Raw genomic sequence first — 16,672 nt, 5'->3', positions numbered from 1 at the left:
CGCGAGGGGGTGCGCGAACGCGCCCTCTCGCGCTAAGACAGGATCATGAGCGACGTCGATCCGAGTCTTGATGGCCCTCCCTGGGAGGAGGACGTTCCCGAGCGGGACGAGAACACCGACGACATGTTCGGCGCGCCCGCCGCTGCGCCTGAGCCTGTGGCGGCGCCCGTGGCTGCTGCGCCGACGCCGACCAAGGCGGAACCCTTCGCGGACGAACCCGCCGGCGACGGCGCTTATCAGGTTCTGGCCCGCAAATACCGTCCGCGCGCCTTCGAGGACCTGATCGGGCAAGAGGCCATGGTCAGGACCCTGACCAACGCCTTCGCTACCGGCCGCATCGCCCACGCCTTCATGCTGACCGGGGTGCGCGGCGTCGGCAAGACGACGACCGCCCGCCTGCTGGCCCGCGCCCTGAACAACGAGACGGACAGCATCGACAAGCCGTCGCTGGCCCTGACCGCCCACGGCCGGCACGACGCCGCCATCATGGCCGGCCAGCACATGGACGTCATGGAGATGGACGCCGCCTCGCACACCGGCGTCAACGACATCCGCGACATCCTGGAAAGCGTCCGCTACGCTCCCGTAGAGGCCCGCTACAAGGTCTATGTCCTCGACGAGGTCCACATGCTGTCGACGCAGGCGTTCAACGCCCTGCTGAAGACGCTGGAAGAGCCGCCGCCCCACGCCAAATTCATCTTCGCGACGACCGAGATCCGCAAGGTCCCGGTGACCATCCTGTCGCGCTGCCAGCGCTTCGACCTGCGCCGCGTCGAGCCGGAGGTTCTGGTCGGCCATCTGGGCCGCATCGCCGACCGCGAAGGCATGAAGATCGAGCAGGAGGCCCTGGCGCTGATCTCGCGCGCGGCCGAAGGCTCGGTCCGTGATGGCCTCAGCCTGCTGGATCAGGCCCTGGTTCAGGCCGAAAGCGGGGCGACGGTGCAGACCGCCACCGTGCGCGACATGCTGGGTCTGGCCGACCGCACCCAGACCATCGCCCTGTTCGAATCCGTCATGGCCGGGCGCACGGCCGAGGCGCTGGAAAACTTCCGCACCCTCTACGGCTATGGCGCCGATCCGGTGCAGGTCACCAACGACCTGCTGGAGCACTGCCACGCGGCTTCGGTGGCCAAGATGCTGGGTCCCAACGCCACCCGCCTGCCCAATGATCAGGCGCAGAAGCTGACGGCGCTCGGCGCGGCCATCTCCGCCGGAACCCTGTCGCGCACCTGGCAGATGCTGCTCAAGGCCCTGGACGAGGTTCGGCGCGCGCCCAACCCGGCCGACGCCGTGGAAATGGCCATCGTGCGCCTGGCCTACGCCGCCGACCTGCCGGGACCGGAAGAGGCGCTGAAGGCCATCCAGTCGGGCGGGACCCTGCCGGGCGGCGGCGGCGCGGGCGGCCCGCGCGGCGGCGGCGGAGGCGGCGGCGCCTCGGCCATGCTGGCGGCGCGGCCCGTGGCCCAGCCGGCCTTTCCCGATCCTCAAACCTTCGAGGCCGTGGTCGCCCTGATCGGCGACAAGCGTGAAATCACGCTGCAGATGGACGTCGAGCGCTATGTGAAGCCGGTGTCGTTCAAGCCGGGCGCCATCGTCTATGAGCCGGCGGCGGGTTCGCCCGTCGATCTGGCGCGGCGTCTGGCCTCGCGGCTCAAGGAGTGGACCGGCCGGACCTGGCTGATCGCCGCCAACGGCCAGGGCGGCGGCGAGACCCTGATCGAGATCGAGAAAAAGGCCCGCTCCGCCCGCCGTGCGGCGGTCGAGGCGGACCCCTTCGTGGTGTCCATCATGCAGGCCTTCCCCGGCGCCGAGATCAAGGAGATCAAGACCCTGGCCCCGGCGGTCGAAATGCCCGCCATCCCGGAAGACGACGAGGCGGGCGAGGACGACTGATCGTCCTCGCCGTCTTCGTGCTTACAAAATCTGCGCGGCTTCCTCGAAGTCGAGGCGGGGCGAGCGCGGGAAGAGGTTCTCGTCGGTGCCGTAGCCCAGGTTCATGATGAAGTTCGGCTCGACATTGCTGTCGGGGAAGAACTCGGCCTTCACGCCGGCGGCGTCGAAGCCCGACATCGGCCCCACGTCCAGACCCAGGGCGCGGGCGGCGATGGTCAGATAGCCCCCCTGCAGGGAGGCGTTGCGGAAGGCGGCCTCACGACGACCGGCCTCGTCCAGGAACCAGTCGCGGGCGCCCGGCGCGTGCGGGAACAGCTTGCCCAGGGTCTCGTGGAAATCGATGTCCTGGGCGATGATCAGATTGACCGGGGCGGCCAGGGTCTTGGCGCGGTTGCCCTCGCTCATGTGGACCGACAGGCGGGCCTTGGCCTCGGGCGAGGTGACGAAGACGAAGCGGGCCGGGGTCATGTTGACCGCCGTCGGGCCGAACTTGGTCAGGTCGTAGAGCTGGCGGATCAGGTCCTCGGACACCGGCCGGTCGCTCCAGCCGTTGCGCGTGCGCGCCTCGGTGAACAGCTGGGCCAGGACAGAATCGGAAACCGGAACGTCGCGGGCGGCAAGGGCGTCGAAGGCCATGGAAAAAGCTCCTGAACAGGATTAGCAACTTCAATTGTGGCGAATATGGCCTGTCGCGCGCCGCCGTCAAGGGGACTGCTACAAAATCTGTTGCTGATTTGAATCCCTGTTCTGCAAGAGGGTCTGGAGCCGGACTGCGGATCGCCCTATCTAGGGGGGATGAAAGACCTCAACGCCCTGATGCAACAGGCCCAGGCCATGCAGCAAAAGCTGCAGGACGCCCAGGCCAAAATGGCCGAAACCACCGCCGAGGGCACCTCGGGCGGCGGCCTTGTCTCCATCGCCCTGAAGGGCCCTGGCGAGATCACCTCGGTGAAGATCGACGACAGCCTGATGACCCCCGGCGAGGGCGAGATTCTGGCCGACCTGATCGTCGCCGCCCACGCCGACGCCAAGCGCAAGCTGGACGAGGTCAACAACGCCCTGATGCGCGAGGCCGCCGGCCCCATGGCCGGGATGAACATCCCGGGAATGCCGAAACTCTTCTGATGGCCGCCTCCGCCGGGCCGGAAATCGAACGGCTCATCAGCCTTCTGGCCAAGCTGCCGGGCATGGGTCCGCGCTCGGCCCGTCGCGCGGCCCTGGCCCTGCTGAAACGGCGCGAGCAACTTCTCGTGCCGCTGGCCGCCTCGTTGGCCGAGACAGCGGACAAGGTCGTCAACTGCTCAGTCTGCGGTTCGCCCGACACGCGCGACCCCTGCTCGGTCTGCTCGGACCAGAGCCGCGACAACGCTCTGATCTGCGTGGTCGAGGAGGCCGGCGCCCTGTGGGCCATGGAGCGCTCGGGCGCCTTTCGCGGCAAGTATCATGTTCTGGGCGGGCTGCTCTCGGCGCTGGACGGGGTCGGGCCCGAACAGCTGCGCATCGCCGAACTGATCGGCAGAGCGAAAGGCGGCGAGGCGCGCGAGGTCGTCCTGGCCCTGCCCGCCACCGTCGACGGCCAGACCACGGCCCACTACCTCGCCGAGCGCCTGTCGGCGGCGGGAGTCGAAGTCACGTCCCTGGCGCGCGGCGTCCCGGTCGGCGGCGAACTGGACTGGCTGGACGACGGCACCATCGTCCAGGCCCTGCGGGCGCGCCGACCCGCTTAACCCCCAACCTCCGTCATCCCGGACGCAGGCTCGCTGGCGAGCCGAAGATCCGGGACCCAGGCGGTGGAGATTTGTAGGCTACTTCTCTGCTTGGAGTCGCCGCCTGGGTCCCGGATCGGCCTGACGGCCGTCCGGGATGACGGAAGGCAGCGTCTGCGGCTGCGCTTTCAACCGCCCGCGACTCCGGCTAGGAACGGAGCATGAACACGCTCGAACTCATCCTGCTGGTCGTCGCCGTCGCTGCTGTCGCGGGCTTCTTCTGGGCCTTCATGGGCTGGCAGAAGGCCAAGGGGGCGCTGGACGCCGCCGACGCCCGGCTTGAGCTGATGGAGGAGAGCCGTGATTCCATGGCTGAGTTCCTCAAGGCCCAGGCCTCGCAGTCGGCCGAGGCCGTGGCGACCAAGCTGGTGGCCCGCGCCACCGAGACCTTCCAGGCCCAGGACCGCGTCGCCCGCGAGCGCATGGAGGCCCAGCTCAAGCCGGTCTCCGAAACCCTCGCCAAGTTCCAGGAGCATGTCGCGGCGCTGGAGAAGACCCGCGCCGAGGACACCGGCGGCTTGAAGGAGCAACTGGCCGCCCTGATGACCGCCTCGACCGCCACCCGCGACGAGGCGCGCCGCCTGACCGAGGCCCTGAAGGGCAATACCGGCCGTCGCGGCCGCTGGGGCGAGCAGACCTGCCGCAATGTGCTGGAAGCCGCCGGCATGGCGGGGCGCTTCGACTTCGAGGAGCAGAACTCCTCGGCCAATGACGAGGGCCGTCAGCAGCGCCCCGACTTCATCGTCAAACTGCCCGGCGGCGGCATGTTCGTCATCGACGCCAAGGTGTCCCTGGCCTTCGCCGACGAGGCGGACGGCGACGACGAAGCCCAGGCCCAGGCCATGTCGCTGCGCACCGCCGCCAGCATGAAGACCCACGTGCGCCAACTGTCGTCCAAGGCCTATCAGGACCAGTTCAAGCCCAGCCCCGACTTCGTCGCCATGTTCGTGCCCGGCGACGCCTTCCTCGCCGCCGCTCTGGACCACGAGCCGGACCTGATGACCCAGGCCATGGCCTCGCGCGTGGTCATCGTCACGCCCACCACCCTGTTCGCCCTGTGCAAGGCGGTCGCCTATGGCTGGCGCGCCGAGGAGCAGGCCAGGAACGCCGAGGACGTCGCCAAGCTGGGCAAGGAGCTCTACAAGCGCCTCTCGGTCATGGGCGGCCACGCCGCCTCGGTCGGCAAGGCCCTGGACGCGGCCGTCGGGCGCTACAACCAGTTCGTCGGCTCGCTGGAAAGCCAGGTCATGGTGTCAGCGCGCCGGTTCGAGGACCTGAAAGTCGATCACGAGGGCAAGGACCTGCCGGAACTGCCGCCCGTCGAACAGTCGCCGCGCGCCCTCAGCCGCCCCGAACTGCTGAACGCGCCCGCCGATTAGGGCTTGCTTGACGGCGCACGAGGCTGGTGTAAAACACACTTGTCAACTTTGGAGGGGCGGCGTGGCCGGCAAGCGTAAACTTCTCATCCAGTCCGCCGTGGGGCTCGGGCTGGTCGTTCTGGCGGCCTTCGTCACCGGCGGCGTGCTGGGCTTCATGAAGGCCAGCGGTCAGGACGTCATGTCCAGTTCAGCCGCGCTCTGGACCGTCGGCGTTTTCGCCGTGATCACCATGCTGATCGCGATGTGGGTCAGTCTGAAGTGGATGTCCTCCATCGACGAGGCGGCGCAGGAAGCGCACAAGTGGGCCTGGTATTGGGGCGGATCCAGCGGCATGGCCGTGGGCGGCGCCCTGGTCATCATGGCCTCGCTTCCGCAGGCCGCCGCGATCAATATTCCCGCCTGGTACTCCGACCGGGTCGATCCCGCCGCCTACGCCGCCACGGGCGCCTTCGCCATGCTGACCCTGATGCTGATCGGTTACGGCGTCGCCTGGGCATGGTGGTGGTGGGCGCGGCGCTGAGGAGGCTCGCATGAACAATCGCCTCAAGGTCCTGCGCGCCGAACGCGACTGGAGCCAGGCCCACCTGGCGACCGAGCTGGGCGTCTCGCGCCAGACCGTCAATGCGCTGGAGACGGGGCGCTACGACCCCTCCCTGCCCTTGGCCTTCAAGATCGCGCGCCTGTTTCAACTGCCGATCGAATCCATCTTCTCGGACGAGGAATAGTTCCGCCATGCGTATCGCCCGACTGTCTGACGGCATTCAATCAGCCCTGACGGTCGGGGCGGCGCTGTCCGCCCTGCTGCTGGTGCCCTCGGCGATGGCGCAGACCCCGTCCGCCGCCCCGGCCGCCGTCGTCGCCGCGCCCGCCGGTTCGGGTCCGGGCCTGTGGGTGGTCAAGGACGAGGATTCCACCCTCTACCTGTTCGGCACGGTCCATGTGCTGAAGCCCGACACGCCCTGGGGCACCGCACGGGTCGACCGCGCCTTCGCCAGCGCCGACGAATACTGGTTCGAGATCGCCGACCTGAGCGACCAGTCGGGCGTCATGCCGATCATCCAGGCCAAGGGCGTCTCGCCCGACCGCCCCCTGTCCAGCCTGCTGACGGCGGAAGAGATGGCCGATCTCGACGCGGCCGCCCGCACCGTCGGCGCGACAGCGGCCCAGCTGGATCCGCTGCGCCCCTGGCTGGCCAGTCTGCAACTGGCCCTCGCCTCGATCCAGAAGGCCGGCTACGTGGCGGCCAACGGCGGGGATCAGATCCTGCACGCGCGCGCCGCCGCCACCGGCAAGCCCATCAAGGGCTTCGAGACCGCGCCCCAGCAGATCGGCTTCGTCGCCGACATGTCGGAGGACGCGCAACTGGCCCTGCTGCGCTCGGGCCTCAAGGAGTTCGATCAGGCGGACGCCATGCTCGGCCGCATGGTCGCCGCCTGGTCCGCCGGCGACGTCGAGACGCTGGACCGTCTGATCGGCCAGGAAATGAAGGCGGAATCGCCGGAAATGTACGCCGTGATGCTGACGCGCCGGAACCAGGCCTGGGCCGACCAGATCCAGACGCTCCTCGCCGGTTCGGGCACGGCCTTCATCTCGGTCGGCGCGGGCCACCTGGCTGGCGCCGACAGCCTGCAGGCCCAGTTGGAACAGCGTGGAATTCGGGTCGAACGGCTCAGCGACTGACGAGGTCCGCACCACTCGATTTTCCCCAGGCCCGGCCCCGCGCCGGGCTTTTTCTTTTCACCCCCGACCTCTATGGTCCCTTCCAGCGCGGTCGTAGTTCAGAGGTAGAACGTCAGCTTCCCAAGCTGAATGTCGCGGGTTCGATTCCCGCCGGCCGCTCCAGTTCCGCGCCGATGATTTGCCGGCGGCGGGCTTAGCGGGGCTGTCCGGTGAAACATTCTCTCGATCCGTCCGATCTTCGCATCCTGCGCGAGTTGCAGGCCGACGGGTCGTTGACCATCGCCGAGCTGGCCGAGCGGGTCGGGCTGTCCCAGACCCCGTGCTGGAAACGGGTGCGTCGCCTCGAGGACGAGGGTTTCATCGAGCGCCGGGTGGCTCTGCTCAACCGCGACAAGCTGGATCTGGTGCTGGTTGTCTTCGTCGCCATCCGCACCCGCCACCACGACGGCGAATGGCTGGAGCGATTCGCCCAGGGCGCGTCGGCCATGCCGGAAGTCGTCGAATTCTATCGGATGAGCGGCGAGACCGACTATCTGCTCAAGGTCGTCGTCAGCGACATCGCCGCCTATGACCGCTTCTACAAACGCCTGATCCAGATCGCCCCGCTGGTGGACGTCAGCTCTTCTTTCGCCATGGAACAGATCAAGTGCACCACGGCGCTGCCGATCTGAGGCCGCGCTCACGCGGCGCGCCGCCGCACGACGAACGTTAGCCGTCATTGCGCGCTCAAGCAGCCGATCACCGCGTGATCGACGATAGCGCCAAATTTCATGAGAGGGTGGAGACCGCGACCCGAAGGGGAATTCGTTGTGGCTGCTGCCTTCCGGCCCTGACCAGATTGGCGAAGCCTTCGCCCGCGATCTCCGAGGAGGGATATGACGGTTGGCGACGCGGGAATCAAGACCCCTCCCCGCGTCGTCTTGTCGGGGGTATGAAGCGCCATGCCTTATCGCAACGTCTTCTCCGGCAATCCGCTCGACCGCTCGGGCGACCTTCGCAACGACGCCACCTGGCTGGGCGAGCAGGAGGCCAATCCCGAGGCCCTGGCCATGGTGCTGTGGGAGGGCCGGCCTCTGGTCGAGGATCATGAGGGCGGGCAGCGCCTGGTCTGGCTCTCGCTGGGGCATGGACGCGATCTGGTTCCCGACCGCGACGTCTTCCTGGGCCTGTGGAAGGGCGCGCCGGTCTTTGCGGTCGAGTTCGAAAGCTCGATCGACCCGACCACCGGCCCTGCCGGGGGCCTGGGCCAGTTCATCGAGATGCGCGCGGCGGCCGCCGCACTGCCGGAAGCCGATGTCGCGATAGCGGGCACGGCCAAGAGCCTGTTCGATTGGCGCCGCCGCCATGGATTCTGCGCCGCCTGCGGCAAGGCGACGGATCAGGCCTCGGGCGGGTGGCGACGCGTCTGCCCGGCCTGCGGGGTCGAGCATTTCCCGCGCGTCGATCCGGTCGTCATCATGCTGCCGGTCTACAAGGGCGAAGCGGAACCTCGCTGCCTGCTGGGGCGCCAGGCGATCTGGCCCGAGGGCCGGATGTCGGCCCTGGCCGGCTTCATGGAGCCCGGCGAATCCATCGAGGAAGCCTGCGCCCGCGAGGTGATGGAGGAGGCGGGTCTGACGGTGTCGAGCGTCGCCTACCATTCCAGTCAGCCCTGGCCCTTCCCGGCCCAGCTGATGATCGGCCTGATCGCCGAGGTCACGGACGACAACGCCGCGCCGGACCAGACCGAGCTGGAGGCCGTGGCCTGGCTGACGCGGGCCGAGGCGCGGGCGGTGCTGGCGGGCACGCACGGGACGATCCACGCTCCGCCGCCGTTCGCGATCGCGCGGCGGCTGCTGGAGGCGTGGGCGCAAGAATAGAGACCTTCTCCCCTTGAGGGAGAAGGTGGCTCGCGCAGCGAGACGGATGAGGGGTGCGAGCGCTTCGGCGTCCGACAAATGACTTCGACGGCTGGGCGACGCTGAATTCAAGCGTCGCGTCGATACCCCTCATCCGAGGCCTTCGGCCCCACCTTCTCCCTCAAGGGGAGAAGGAAGGTTGGATCAGACCAGCTTCCTTGCCGCTTCCAGATCCGCCGGATTGTCGACCGACAGCGGGGCTTCGTCGATGACCGAGGCCCAGATCTGCAGGCCCATCTCCAACGCCCGCAGCTGCTCCAGCTTCTCGCGCTTCTCCAGCGGCGACGGCGGGGCGGCGCAGAAGCGCATCAGGGCCTCGCGGCGGTAGCCGTAGATGCCGACGTGGCGCCAGACGGGGCCGTCCCCGTAGAGGGTCGAGCGGGTGAAGTAGAGGGCGCGGCCGCTGGTTTGCCCTTCCGGCAAGGCCAGAACGGCTTTCACCACGTCGGGATTGGTCCGGTCCGAGGCCTCGGCCTCGGTCGCGACCAGGGTGGCGATGTCGCAGGCCGATTCGCGCGCCAGCAGATCGGCGCAGGCCCGCGCCAGATCCGGCGAAGCGAAGGGCATGTCGCCCTGGATGTTGATGACCAGGTCATGGGTGCCGTCAGGGTCGACCGCCTCGACCGCCGCACGGATACGGTCGGAGCCGCTGGGCAGGGCCGGATCGGTCAGGACCGCCAGGCCGCCCGCCGCCTCGACCGCCTCGACAATCTCGGGATCGCCCGCCGCCACGGCCACGCGGAAGCCGGACAGGGCCGCCTGTTCCCAGGCCCGCACAATCATGGGCTTGCCGCCGATATCGGCCAGCGGCTTGTTCGGCAAACGGGTCGCCGCCATGCGAGCGGGTATCATTATCAGCGGATTCATCGACTTGACGACGTCCTGCGACGCCCGGAAACGCCCGGGCCGGTTGCGAAGGTCGCGCTAGCGTGTAAGAGACGCCGACGCAAGAATGCCTGAGGCCGCTTCGCGGTTGGGGGGCTCATTAGAGACGGGAAGCGACGACGCGCATGAGCGGCGATCTGAAGTGGAACAAGATTATGGGCGCGTGCCTGGGCACCGCCTTTGTGATCCTGGTGGTCCAGCAAGTTTCGGGCATGGTCTATCACACCAAGCAGCCTGAAAAGATGGGCTACTTTGTGGACGCGCCGGAAGAATCCGCGGGCGCCGAGCCCGCCGCCCTCCCGATCGACTGGGGCACGGTCCTGCCGACCGCCGACCTGGCTGCCGGTGAAGCCGCCTTCGCGCGCTGCCAGGCCTGCCATACCGCCAATGCGGGCGGCGCCGACGGCATTGGTCCGAACCTGAACGGCGTCCTCGGCGGTCCGGTCATGCACCGCGCCGGCTTCGCCTACTCGGACGCCATGGCCAAGCACAAGGCCGAGGCTCCGACCTGGGGCTATGACGAGCTGGATCACTTCCTGACCGCGCCGGGCCGTTACGTCCCGGGCACCAAGATGTCCTTCGCCGGCATCCGCGACGAGAAGACCCGCATCAACCTGATCGCCTGGCTGCGCACCCAAGGTTCGGGCGGCGTCGCCATTCCGGCTTCGGACCCGGCCCGTCAACCGGGCGCGGCAGCGGCTCCGGCGGTTGAAGGCGCGGCTGCGGCCGAAGGCGCCGCCGCTCCGGCGGCCGAGGGCGCGGCTCCGGCCACGACCCAGGCCACCCCGGCCGCCCCGCCGGCCGCGACCAGCGCTCCGACGGCCTAAGCGTCAGATACTCAAGACCACGGGAAAGGCGGCCTTCGGGCCGCCTTTTCTGCGTTTGGGGGTCGGCGCAGGCGAATGCGGCCAAAGGACTGGGTCCCCGCCTCCGCGGGGATGAGCGGAATCTAGAAAATCAGATCCGCCGGAAAACCGCAGACGCGAAGCCTTCGCCGGTCAGGCGGGTCTCGACCTCGGCCAGGCTCTCGATGACGACGCCGCCGCGCACGCCGGTGGAGTGAATGACCTGATCGGCGTCGACCATGATGGCCGAGTGGCCAGTCCAGTCATGGTCGCGGTTCGGCGCCATCCAGACGACCAGATCGCCGCGCCGGGCCTCTGCGCGCGCGATGGGGCGACCGAGGTCGGCTTGGCCATCGGAGCGGCGCGGGCCGGGCAGACCGCAGGCCAGCAAGGCCTGCTGCACCAGGCCCGAGCAATCGGTCTCGAACGAGGAGCGGGCGCCCAGGGCGTGCGGGCGACCCAGCAGACGCTCGGCCACGGCCACCGGCTCGCGTTCGAAGTCGCCGACGGCTTGCAGATCGGCCTCGCTGACGCCTTCGGCGGCCTCGCCCACCAGGGCGTTCAGCGGCAGGGCGGCGGACACGGAGGAAACCCGACGACGGGCCAGGGGCGCGCCGGACGCCAGGACCTCCAGCGCCACCCAGCCGACGACGCCGTCGCGACGGGCGCGCCCCCAGGCCCGGTCGTCCTGACGATGCAGGACGTCGAAGGCCTCGCCGTGCAGAAGCTGGTCGATGCGTTGATCCGCGTCCGACAGGATGTCGGCGACCGGCACGCGGCAATGCATGGGTTCAAGCCGCACATAGGCCTCGGCCGGCATCAGGCCTTCCAGCGCCTGTTCGGCCAGCACGATCCGCTCTCCGTCCCGAAGGATCAAAGGCGGGCCAGGCGGGAGAAGGGCCAGAAGGTCGGACAAACAGGGCCTCGGCGTCGGTTCACGCGGGTGAACCGTCATATGTAAACTCCGAAGCCAAATCGGGCGTTAACAGCCTTGGCTATTTCGCGAATCGGTCGCGCAGGTAGCGGTAGCAGGCGCGCAGGGCCTGGGCTTCGCCGCCCTCCGGGCGCCCCGGCTGGGCGCGCGGATTCCAGGCGAAGATGTCCATGTGCGCCCATGATCCGGTCGTCGGCGCGAACTTTTGCAGGAAGAGGGCCGCCGTCACCGATCCGGCCTGGGCCCAGGCGGCGGAATCATTTCTGATGTCGGCGATCTCGCTGTCCAGCGAGGCGCGATAGCCGGCCCAGAGCGGCATCCGCCACAGGGGGTCGCTCACGGCGCGCCCGGCGCTGAGAATGCCTTCGGCCAGGGCCTCGTCGTCGGTGTAAAGCGGCGGCAGTTCGGGCCCCAGCGCCATCCGTGCGGCGCCCGTCAGGGTGGCGAAGTCCAGTGTCAGGTCAGGATTGTGCTCGCCCGCCCGCGTCAGGACGTCGGCAAGGATCAGGCGGCCTTCGGCGTCGGTATTGCCGATCTCGATGGTCAGGCCCTTGCGGCTGGACAGGATGTCGCCGGGGCGGAAGGCGTCGGCGGACACCGCATTCTCGACGGCGGCGACCAGCACCACCAGCCGCACCGGCACGTCGACCTGCATGATCAGACGACCCAGCGCCAGGGCATGGGCCGAGCCGCCCATGTCCTTCTTCATGTTGCGCATCCCGGCGGCGGGCTTGAGGTCCAGACCGCCGGTGTCGAACACCACCCCCTTGCCGACCAGGGCCACCAGCGGCAGGTCGGTCCGGTCCAGCTTCCAGCCGATCTCGATGACGCGCGGGGCGCGGTGCGGGGCGGCGGCCCGGCCGACGGCGTGGACGGCCGGGTAGTTGTCTTCCAGCAAGGCGTCGCCGGTCGTGACGGTCAGGGTCGCGCCGGCCGCTTCAGCGATCTCGCGGGCGATGGTCTCGATCTGCAGCGGTCCCATGTCGGCGGCGGGGGTGTCGACCATTTCGCGGGCCAGGGCGGCAGCGGCGGCGATGTTCAGAGTCTCGGTCAGGTCGAGCCCGGCGGGGGCGACCAGACGGGCGCGGCCGCGCTCGGGCCGGGCCTTGTAACGGTCGAATAGATAGCCGCCGAGGACGAAGGCCAGGGCGGCCTGCGTCGCCGTCTCGCCCTCGACGCCGTCGAGGCGCCAGTCGCCGGCAGGCAGGCGCGTCGGCAACGACCGCGCGCTCATCGGCTCGAAGGCCTCGCCGGCGCCGAACAGGGCCTCGGCCGCCGCGCCGTCGTCGCCGGGGACGATCAGCAACTGGCCCGCCTTGCCGGTGAAGCCGTTGGCCTCGGCCCAGACGGCGGACTTGCCGGTCAGCGCCTGCCCGGTCTTGACCACGCGCACCGGGCGGGCGCTGTCGGAAGCGGCGATCAGCAGGTCGGAGTGAACGACGGACATGGGGGCGAGCCTTTCCGGCCGTTAAGGCCGATTAACCAAACCTTGACCCGAAGGCGCGACCCTGGGGCCGCAGGAAACCGTCCGGACCCTCTCCATGTCGCGCACCGCCGCCGCCGCCGCAACCATGACGCTGGCTCTTTGGGCTCTGTCGGGCGCCGTTCAGGCCCAGACCTCCCCTGCCCCGACGACCGCCGCCGCTCCGGCGCGCAAGCCCGCCGACGCCGCGACGCGGGCCAGCTATGACCGCGCCGACGCCCTCAGCCGCTCGGTCTTCTGGTCCAACGAACAGCAGATCAATCCCATGGACCCCGTCGCCGGGGTCCGGATGGCCCAGGCCCTGCGCGAAATGGGTCAGTTCGATCAGGCCGCCGAGACGGCGCAGAACGTCCTGACCGTCCAGCCCGCCAATCTTGAGGCCATGCTGGAGGTCGGCCGCGCCCACATCGCGCGGGGTCAGGCCTTCTACGGCATCGCGACGCTGGAGCAGGCCCGCGCCGCCGCGCCGCGCGACTGGCGGCCCCTGTCGTTGCTGGGCGTGGCCTATCAGCAGGTGCGCCGCGCCGACGACGCCAAGGCGGCATGGACCGAGGCCCTACGCCTGTCGCCCGACAATCCCGACGTCCTGACCAACGCCGCCATCGCCCGTATGGGCGAAGGCGACGCGCCGTCGGCCGAAATCCTGTTGCGCCGCGCCGCCGCCCAGCCGACCGCGACGCTCAAGGTGCGCCAGAACCTGGCCCTGTCGCTGGGCCTGCAGGGCAAGACCGCCGAGGCCGAGGCCATCCTGCGCCGCGACCTGCCGCCCGAGGCCGCCGACGCCAACCTGCGCTGGCTGGCGGAGCGGACGGCGGCGGCGTCCGGCGCCGCGCCCGTCGCGGCGGCTGAAACCGCCGGCCCGGCCCGCACCTGGTCCTCGGTGCAGGGCGGCTGAGCAACAAGCATGGCGCCTCTCCCTCCCACTTGGGGGAGGGTGGCTGACGCGCAGCGTCAGACGGGTGGGGGCGGCAAGGCAAATCAGCCGCTACGCCCCTCTATCACCGCGCCCTCCCCACCCGGTCGCTACGCGACCACCCTCCCCCAAGTGGGAGGGAGAGGCGTCGCGCTCTTCTCTCCCCGCCTCGAAAGCCCTATCTTCCGCCCATGATTGACGACCTCTACAGCGCGCGCATCCTGTCGCTGGCGGCCAACCTGCCGCACAGCGGGCGGCTGGACGCCCCTGAAGGGACCGCCGAGCGCGTGGCCAAGCTGTGCGGGTCCAAGGCGACCGTAGACGTAATTCTCGACGATGAGGGCCGCATCAGCGACTTCGCCCAGACGGTGAAGGCCTGCGCCCTGGGGCAGGCGGCGGCGGGCGTGGTGGGCGAGAGCATCCTTGGCGCCACGGCCCAAGAAATCGCTGAGGCTAGAGACGCCATGCTGGCCATGCTGAAATCGGGCGGCGACGGCCCCGAAGGCCGCTTCGAAGGTCTGCGGGTGCTCAAGCAGGTCGCCGACTATCCGGCGCGGCACGCCTCGACCATGGTGGCGCTGGAAGCCGTGCTCGAAGCCGTCAATCAGGCGTTGGCGAAACACCACAGCGATACGCGAACTCGCCTCGCCGGCGCGGCCTGAAGGCTTCGTCCGGTTGATCCCCCTGCGATGAAGAGGGATAAGCGGCGCGAACCCGAAACAGAGCCCCCGGCGAAGGGACAGATGTCTCTCTACGAACGCAGCGTCCGCGCGGCCCATCGGGGCTACAAGGTCACGCTGTCCCCCTTCTTCGGCCAGTCGTGCCGGTTTCTGCCGACCTGTTCGGACTATGGGCGCGACGCCCTGCTCCAGCATGGTCCGGTTCGGGGGGGATGGCTCACCGTGCGCCGTCTCTGTAAATGCCATCCCTTCGGCGGTTCGGGCTATGATCCCGTGCCGCCCGCCAAGATCGAAAAAGAACGACCGTCATGATCGAACTGAAATTCCCCGACGGCGCCGTGCGTCAGTATCCGGCCGGCTCGACGGGCCGCGACGTGGCCGCCGCCATCTCGCCTTCTCTGGCCAAGAAGGCGGCCCTGGTCGTCTGGAACGGCGAGCAGCGCGACCTGGACCGCGTCATCGACGGCGACGGCGATTTCCGCCTGCTGATGCGTGACGATCCCGAGGCGCTGGAGACCATCCGCCACGACGCCGCCCACGTCCTGGCCCAGGCGGTGCAGGAGCTCTTCCCCGGCACCCAGGTGACGATCGGCCCGGCCATCGAGGACGGCTTCTATTACGACTTCGCCCGCGATGAGCCCTTCTCGACCGACGACTTCGCCAAAATCGAAAAGAAGATGGGCGAGATCATCGACCGGGGCGCCCCGCTGGAGCGTCAGGTCTGGGACCGCGACACGGCCATCGCCCACTTCGAAAAGATCGGCGAGACCTACAAGGCCGAGCTGATCCGCGACCTGCCGGGGACGGAGACCATCACCGTCTATAAGCAGGGCGAATGGGCCGACCTGTGCCGGGGGCCGCACTTCCCGACCACCAAGTTTGTCGGCAAGGCCTTCAAGCTGACCAAGCTGGCCGGCGCCTACTGGCGCGGGGATTCGAACCGCGCCCAGTTGCAGCGCATCTACGGCACCGCCTGGGCGACCCAGGCCGACCTGGACGCCTATCTGCTGCGCATCGAGGAGGCCGAGAAGCGCGACCACCGCAAGCTGGGCCGCGCCATGGAGCTCTTCCACATGCAGGAAGAGGGCCGCGGCATGGTCTTCTGGCACCCCAAGGGCTGGATCCTGTGGCGCGTTCTGGAGGCCTATATGCGCCGCCGCCTGGACGCGGCCGGATACGTCGAGGTCAAGACGCCCCAGGTGCTGGACCGCAAGTTCTGGGAGGCCTCGGGCCACTGGGAGAAGTACCGTCCCAACATGTTCGTCTGCGAGACGGTGGAGGGCGAGACCCTTTCGCTGAAGCCGATGAACTGCCCCGGCCACCTGCAGATCTTCGATCAGGGCCAGCGGTCCTATCGCGAACTGCCGCTGCGCATGGCCGAGTTCGGCGCCTGCCACCGCTATGAGCCGTCCGGTTCGCTGCACGGCCTGATGCGCGTGCGCGGCTTCACCCAGGACGACGCCCACATCTTCTGCCGCGAAGACCAGATCGTCGACGAGACGGCCGAGTTCATCAAGCTGGCCAAGAGCGTCCATGCCGACCTCGGCATGGAGACGGCCTACATCAACCTGGCCACCCGCCCCGACGTCCGCGCCGGTTCGGACGAGTTCTGGGACAAGGCCGAGGCCCAGATGGCCGAAGCCGCCCGCGCCGCCGGGGTCGAGCCGGTCATCGCCGAGGGCGACGGCGCCTTCTACGCGCCCAAGCTGGACTTCATCGTCAAGGACGCCATCGGCCGCGAATGGACCTGCGGCACGATCCAGCTGGACTATGTCCTGCCCGACCGTCTGGATGCGACCTACATCGCCGAGGACGGCCAGAAGCACCGCCCGGTCATGCTGCACCGCGCAATCCTGGGCTCGTTCGAGCGCTTCATCGGCATCATGATCGAGAACTACGCCGGGGCCTTCCCGCTGTGGCTGGCGCCGACCCAGGCCGTGGTGGCCACCATCACCTCGGACGCCGACGGCTATGCCGAAGAGGTCGTCGCCAAGTTCCGGGCTGCGGGCCTGCGCACCGAGATCGACCTGCGCAACGAGAAGATCAACTACAAGATCCGCGAACACTCGGTCGGCAAGGTGCCCGCCATCGCTGTCGTCGGACGCAAGGAGGCCGAGGAAGGCAAGGTCGCCATCCGCCGCCTGGGCAGCCAGGCCCAGACCATCGTCACCGTCGAGGAGGCCATCGCCATCCTGACCGACGAGGCCCTGGCGCCGGACCTGAAGCGGATCCGCGACGGTCAGGCCTGAACATGAAAACGCCCCGGTCGAAAGGCCGGGGCGTTTTTCTTTGACCTATCCCTCCCCGCCCTCGGGG

General features: G+C 69.0%; 18 protein-coding genes, 1 tRNA gene and 1 other RNA gene. 15 read left to right on the top strand and 5 right to left on the bottom strand.

What is annotated here, in order from left to right:
* The first annotated feature begins 45 nt into the window (after positions 1–45).
* Positions 46–1,893, top strand: coding sequence for a DNA polymerase III subunit gamma/tau (locus tag ACI2KI_RS10525; protein ID WP_404619849.1), 1,848 nt, complete (start codon positions 46–48; stop codon positions 1,891–1,893).
* A gap of 21 nt (positions 1,894–1,914) precedes the next feature.
* On the opposite strand, the gene ACI2KI_RS10520 is transcribed toward ACI2KI_RS10525, so the two are convergent.
* Positions 1,915–2,529, bottom strand: coding sequence for a malonic semialdehyde reductase (locus ACI2KI_RS10520; protein WP_404619847.1), 615 nt, complete (start codon positions 2,527–2,529; stop codon positions 1,915–1,917).
* Positions 2,530–2,688: 159 nt separating this feature from the next.
* Here ACI2KI_RS10520 and ACI2KI_RS10515 point away from each other — a divergent pair, with 159 nt between their 5' ends.
* The 8 genes from ACI2KI_RS10515 to ACI2KI_RS10480 all read left to right on the top strand — a co-directional run bounded on the left by ACI2KI_RS10515 (position 2,689) and on the right by ACI2KI_RS10480 (position 7,389).
* Positions 2,689–3,018 (top strand): YbaB/EbfC family nucleoid-associated protein, encoded by a 330-nt coding sequence (locus tag ACI2KI_RS10515; protein WP_292085502.1) that lies wholly within the window; start codon positions 2,689–2,691, stop codon positions 3,016–3,018.
* A complete protein-coding gene (gene recR / locus ACI2KI_RS10510) occupies positions 3,018–3,620 on the top strand; it encodes a recombination mediator RecR (RefSeq protein WP_296172525.1) in 603 nt (200 codons plus the stop codon). The genes ACI2KI_RS10515 and recR overlap by 1 nt, the downstream gene beginning before the upstream one ends.
* 200 nt (positions 3,621–3,820) lie before the next feature.
* A complete protein-coding gene (locus tag ACI2KI_RS10505) occupies positions 3,821–5,038 on the top strand; it encodes a DNA recombination protein RmuC (RefSeq protein WP_404619844.1) in 1,218 nt (405 codons plus the stop codon).
* Between the two features lie 61 nt (positions 5,039–5,099).
* Positions 5,100–5,558 (top strand): hypothetical protein, encoded by a 459-nt coding sequence (locus tag ACI2KI_RS10500; RefSeq protein WP_292085495.1) that lies wholly within the window; start codon positions 5,100–5,102, stop codon positions 5,556–5,558.
* Between the two features lie 10 nt (positions 5,559–5,568).
* Positions 5,569–5,763 (top strand): helix-turn-helix transcriptional regulator, encoded by a 195-nt coding sequence (locus ACI2KI_RS10495; RefSeq protein ID WP_105562535.1) that lies wholly within the window; start codon positions 5,569–5,571, stop codon positions 5,761–5,763.
* Positions 5,764–5,770: 7 nt separating this feature from the next.
* The gene (locus ACI2KI_RS10490; RefSeq protein ID WP_404619841.1) at positions 5,771–6,718 is read left to right on the top strand and encodes a TraB/GumN family protein; all 948 of its coding nucleotides are present in this window, start codon (positions 5,771–5,773) and stop codon (positions 6,716–6,718) included.
* Positions 6,719–6,805: 87 nt separating this feature from the next.
* Positions 6,806–6,880, top strand: a tRNA-Gly gene (locus tag ACI2KI_RS10485).
* A 47-nt stretch (positions 6,881–6,927) separates the two neighbouring features.
* Positions 6,928–7,389 carry an Lrp/AsnC family transcriptional regulator gene (locus ACI2KI_RS10480; protein ID WP_292085483.1) on the top strand — a complete coding sequence of 154 codons (462 nt, stop codon included), beginning with the start codon at positions 6,928–6,930 and terminating at the stop codon, positions 7,387–7,389.
* A 103-nt stretch (positions 7,390–7,492) separates the two neighbouring features.
* Here the strand turns inward: ACI2KI_RS10480 and ffs are convergent.
* Positions 7,493–7,586: signal recognition particle sRNA small type (gene ffs / locus ACI2KI_RS10475), an RNA gene on the bottom strand.
* 73 nt (positions 7,587–7,659) lie between these two features.
* Here ffs and nudC point away from each other — a divergent pair.
* Positions 7,660–8,577 (top strand): NAD(+) diphosphatase, encoded by a 918-nt coding sequence (gene nudC / locus ACI2KI_RS10470; RefSeq protein WP_404619839.1) that lies wholly within the window; start codon positions 7,660–7,662, stop codon positions 8,575–8,577.
* Positions 8,578–8,760: 183 nt separating this feature from the next.
* Here the strand turns inward: nudC and ACI2KI_RS10465 are convergent, their stop codons facing one another.
* On the bottom strand, positions 8,761–9,483 hold the full coding sequence (locus tag ACI2KI_RS10465) for a 3-deoxy-manno-octulosonate cytidylyltransferase (RefSeq protein WP_404619837.1): 723 nt from the start codon (positions 9,481–9,483) through the stop codon (positions 8,761–8,763).
* Between the two features lie 143 nt (positions 9,484–9,626).
* Between ACI2KI_RS10465 and ACI2KI_RS10460 the strand changes: the two genes are divergently transcribed.
* Positions 9,627–10,328 carry a cytochrome c family protein gene (locus ACI2KI_RS10460; protein WP_292085477.1) on the top strand — a complete coding sequence of 234 codons (702 nt, stop codon included), beginning with the start codon at positions 9,627–9,629 and terminating at the stop codon, positions 10,326–10,328.
* Positions 10,329–10,458: 130 nt separating this feature from the next.
* Here ACI2KI_RS10460 and ACI2KI_RS10455 read toward each other — a convergent pair whose 3' ends face one another.
* Together ACI2KI_RS10455 and ACI2KI_RS10450 are read right to left on the bottom strand one after the other, a co-directional pair.
* Positions 10,459–11,196 (bottom strand): C40 family peptidase, encoded by a 738-nt coding sequence (locus tag ACI2KI_RS10455; RefSeq protein WP_404619835.1) that lies wholly within the window; start codon positions 11,194–11,196, stop codon positions 10,459–10,461.
* A 145-nt stretch (positions 11,197–11,341) separates the two neighbouring features.
* Positions 11,342–12,727 (bottom strand): leucyl aminopeptidase family protein, encoded by a 1,386-nt coding sequence (locus tag ACI2KI_RS10450; RefSeq protein WP_404619833.1) that lies wholly within the window; start codon positions 12,725–12,727, stop codon positions 11,342–11,344.
* Between the two features lie 94 nt (positions 12,728–12,821).
* Here ACI2KI_RS10450 and ACI2KI_RS10445 point away from each other — a divergent pair, with 94 nt between their 5' ends.
* The 4 genes from ACI2KI_RS10445 to thrS all read left to right on the top strand — a co-directional run bounded on the left by ACI2KI_RS10445 (position 12,822) and on the right by thrS (position 16,605).
* Positions 12,822–13,658, top strand: coding sequence for a tetratricopeptide repeat protein (locus ACI2KI_RS10445; protein ID WP_404619831.1), 837 nt, complete (start codon positions 12,822–12,824; stop codon positions 13,656–13,658).
* A gap of 209 nt (positions 13,659–13,867) precedes the next feature.
* Positions 13,868–14,338, top strand: a complete 471-nt coding sequence (locus ACI2KI_RS10440) for an iron-sulfur cluster assembly scaffold protein (protein WP_404619829.1) — start codon at positions 13,868–13,870, stop codon at positions 14,336–14,338.
* A gap of 81 nt (positions 14,339–14,419) precedes the next feature.
* Positions 14,420–14,668, top strand: coding sequence for a membrane protein insertion efficiency factor YidD (yidD, locus tag ACI2KI_RS10435; RefSeq protein WP_105562548.1), 249 nt, complete (start codon positions 14,420–14,422; stop codon positions 14,666–14,668).
* On the top strand, positions 14,665–16,605 hold the full coding sequence (gene thrS / locus ACI2KI_RS10430; RefSeq protein WP_404619827.1) for a threonine--tRNA ligase: 1,941 nt from the start codon (positions 14,665–14,667) through the stop codon (positions 16,603–16,605). Before yidD ends, thrS begins: the two co-directional genes overlap by 4 nt.
* Positions 16,606–16,672 lie beyond the last annotated feature (67 nt).

Source organism: Brevundimonas sp. NPDC046655 (genome assembly GCF_044901625.1).
Taxonomy (GTDB): domain Bacteria; phylum Pseudomonadota; class Alphaproteobacteria; order Caulobacterales; family Caulobacteraceae; genus Brevundimonas.
The sequence above is the reverse complement of the archived record's forward strand: the minus strand, read 5'-3'. Positions and strand labels throughout refer to the sequence as shown.

Bases quoted from the DNA above. Each gene is read 5' to 3' on its own strand.
- ACI2KI_RS10445 (WP_404619831.1), top strand. From the start codon at position 12,822: ATGTCGCGCACCGCCGCCGCCGCCGCAACCATGACGCTGGCTCTTTGG.
- ACI2KI_RS10505 (WP_404619844.1), top strand. From the start codon at position 3,821: ATGAACACGCTCGAACTCATCCTGCTGGTCGTCGCCGTCGCTGCTGTC.
- recR (WP_296172525.1), top strand. From the start codon at position 3,018: ATGGCCGCCTCCGCCGGGCCGGAAATCGAACGGCTCATCAGCCTTCTG.
- ACI2KI_RS10490 (WP_404619841.1), top strand. From the start codon at position 5,771: ATGCGTATCGCCCGACTGTCTGACGGCATTCAATCAGCCCTGACGGTC.
- ACI2KI_RS10495 (WP_105562535.1), top strand. From the start codon at position 5,569: ATGAACAATCGCCTCAAGGTCCTGCGCGCCGAACGCGACTGGAGCCAG.
- ACI2KI_RS10450 (WP_404619833.1), bottom strand. From the start codon at position 12,727: ATGTCCGTCGTTCACTCCGACCTGCTGATCGCCGCTTCCGACAGCGCC.
- yidD (WP_105562548.1), top strand. From the start codon at position 14,420: ATGTCTCTCTACGAACGCAGCGTCCGCGCGGCCCATCGGGGCTACAAG.
- ACI2KI_RS10525 (WP_404619849.1), top strand. From the start codon at position 46: ATGAGCGACGTCGATCCGAGTCTTGATGGCCCTCCCTGGGAGGAGGAC.
- nudC (WP_404619839.1), top strand. From the start codon at position 7,660: ATGCCTTATCGCAACGTCTTCTCCGGCAATCCGCTCGACCGCTCGGGC.
- ACI2KI_RS10520 (WP_404619847.1), bottom strand. From the start codon at position 2,529: ATGGCCTTCGACGCCCTTGCCGCCCGCGACGTTCCGGTTTCCGATTCT.
- ACI2KI_RS10515 (WP_292085502.1), top strand. From the start codon at position 2,689: ATGAAAGACCTCAACGCCCTGATGCAACAGGCCCAGGCCATGCAGCAA.
- ACI2KI_RS10460 (WP_292085477.1), top strand. From the start codon at position 9,627: ATGAGCGGCGATCTGAAGTGGAACAAGATTATGGGCGCGTGCCTGGGC.
- ACI2KI_RS10440 (WP_404619829.1), top strand. From the start codon at position 13,868: ATGATTGACGACCTCTACAGCGCGCGCATCCTGTCGCTGGCGGCCAAC.
- thrS (WP_404619827.1), top strand. From the start codon at position 14,665: ATGATCGAACTGAAATTCCCCGACGGCGCCGTGCGTCAGTATCCGGCC.
- ACI2KI_RS10465 (WP_404619837.1), bottom strand. From the start codon at position 9,483: ATGAATCCGCTGATAATGATACCCGCTCGCATGGCGGCGACCCGTTTG.